Source organism: Acutalibacter sp. 1XD8-33 (assembly GCF_003612555.1).
Classification (GTDB): Bacteria; Bacillota; Clostridia; order Oscillospirales; family Acutalibacteraceae; genus Acutalibacter.
On the sequence record NZ_RAZF01000076.1, the window covers coordinates 1 to 1,768 of the forward strand.

The 1,768-nt window shown below is 55.5% G+C and carries 2 protein-coding genes; both read right to left on the reverse strand.

Annotated features, from left to right (window positions below; all coding sequences use genetic code 11):
- Positions 1-152 precede the first annotated feature (152 nt).
- Positions 153-1,379 carry an IS110 family transposase gene (locus D7X94_RS17830; RefSeq protein WP_120429158.1) on the reverse strand — a complete coding sequence of 409 codons (1,227 nt, stop codon included), beginning with the start codon at positions 1,377-1,379 and terminating at the stop codon, positions 153-155.
- 200 nt (positions 1,380-1,579) lie between these two features.
- On the reverse strand, positions 1,580-1,768 hold a 189-nt coding region (locus D7X94_RS18880; RefSeq protein WP_207667187.1), incomplete at its 5' end, for a hypothetical protein.

The window sequence follows — 1,768 nt, forward strand, 5'->3', positions numbered from 1 at the left end:
GGTCGTGCGCTACTTTGCAAACCTGCAAATAGGTGTCAAGCCCCAAAATAAAAAAGTCAGCATAATTTTTGCGGCATGAAAATGAGTATAACAAAACAAGCCGGTCAGCGAGAGATTTTTGCAAACCGGCTGAACAGGGCTGATGTTATCGGTTAAGCGGCGGTGCTTGCCTCAGCATCCAAGGCCAGCAGATGTGCTTTCACCCTGGCGTAGTAGATACGCAGGAATTTGGCAGCGCCGGCCACCATGTAAACATAAAAGTGCTTGCCCTCGGCTCGCTTTTTATCCATGAACTGAAATATGGGATTGGCCGGGTCAGAGTGCTGGAGGATTGTGCTGGCGACCATAAACAGGGTCTTTCGCAGATTGGGGGAACCGCGCTTGGAGATGCGGCGGGACTTGGAGTCGAATGTGCCGGACTGGAAAGGCGGCGCGTCCATGCCCGCGAAGGCTACCAGAGCGCCCTTGTGGGTGAACCGGCGCACATCGCCAATCTCCGCCATAAGCTGCGGCCCGGTGACCTCGCCTGCACCCTGCATAGCCATGACAATATCGAATTCCGGCAGCAGGGAAGCCAGACGGAGCATCTCGCCCCGCAAGATATACAGCGCATCATAGACGGCGTTCAGGCTGTCCACAGCCTGGAAGATCAGCAGCTTGGTACTGTCGTTCTTGGGGAATGTAGCCACAGTATTTCGAGCGGCGGTGTGAAGTTTTTCGGCGTCAGACTGAGAGAAGCGATACCCTGATTTGGCACACCATTTGCGGTAAGCGTCCGAGAAAGCGGCGAGGGAAATGCCCGCCACACAGTCCCTGTGCCAGAAGCGTTTCACAAAATCCACCCACTTGAAATGGCCGTTGGAACGCCTGGGCTGGGTGTCAAAAAGCGTATTGACGCCGGGAAACGCCTGATCCAGCAGAGAGATCAGGCCGTTGCGGAGGACCACGCTGGATTTTTGAGTGCGCAGGTATAAACGATTCTGCATTTTCAGCATCTGCCGGGTCTCGTCCTCTGGCGAGTAGTCCCGCAGCTCCGCCCAGAAGGACAGGGCATAGTTGGCGATCTTCATGGAGTCGGCCTTGTCCGTTTTGACCTTGCGCAGGGAGTTGTCGCTGAAATCATGGATGAGCATGGCGTTGACCACGCTGACGAAGAAGCCCGCCTCTTTCAATGCTAGGGCGATGGGACGCCAATACATTCCTGTGTGTTCCATGACGATGCGAATGTCCCCGCCAATGCTCCGCAGTGTTTTTACCAGACCGGACAGTCCGGCAGCGCCATGTTCCACTTGGAACGGTGTCAGCACCACTTCGCCACCCGGCCTGCGGATAGCGACTGTGCTTTTCCCCTTGGATACGTCAATGCCAACAGCGGTGATCGTTCTATCTTCCATTTGCAAACCTCCCAAATCAAAATGGTTTCAACCGGCGCCCGCCGCTGCCCATCACCGATTCAGCTTGCTGTGTGACACGAGTGGGCGGTGTTGTCCGCTCCTCAACCTGCGCAAATCGAACGCTGCAATGGGAGGGCCGGCTGACAGTTTGCGCAATCGAGCGTAACAGCTCAGGCAGTGCCTCGTCAGTCCGGTTCCCTCCCATTGTAGCTTAGGTGTGGGCCGCTGCATAGGGCGGCCATCTCCCCCGTTTTTGGGGGTGTCACCATTGTAGCAAGCAGTGTATTTGTTCCCACAAATACCAAAAGCAGATTTTCGGCGGTTACGCCGAAAATCTGTTTCTCTGCTTGTTGGGGTAGCACCCCAAACCCCTT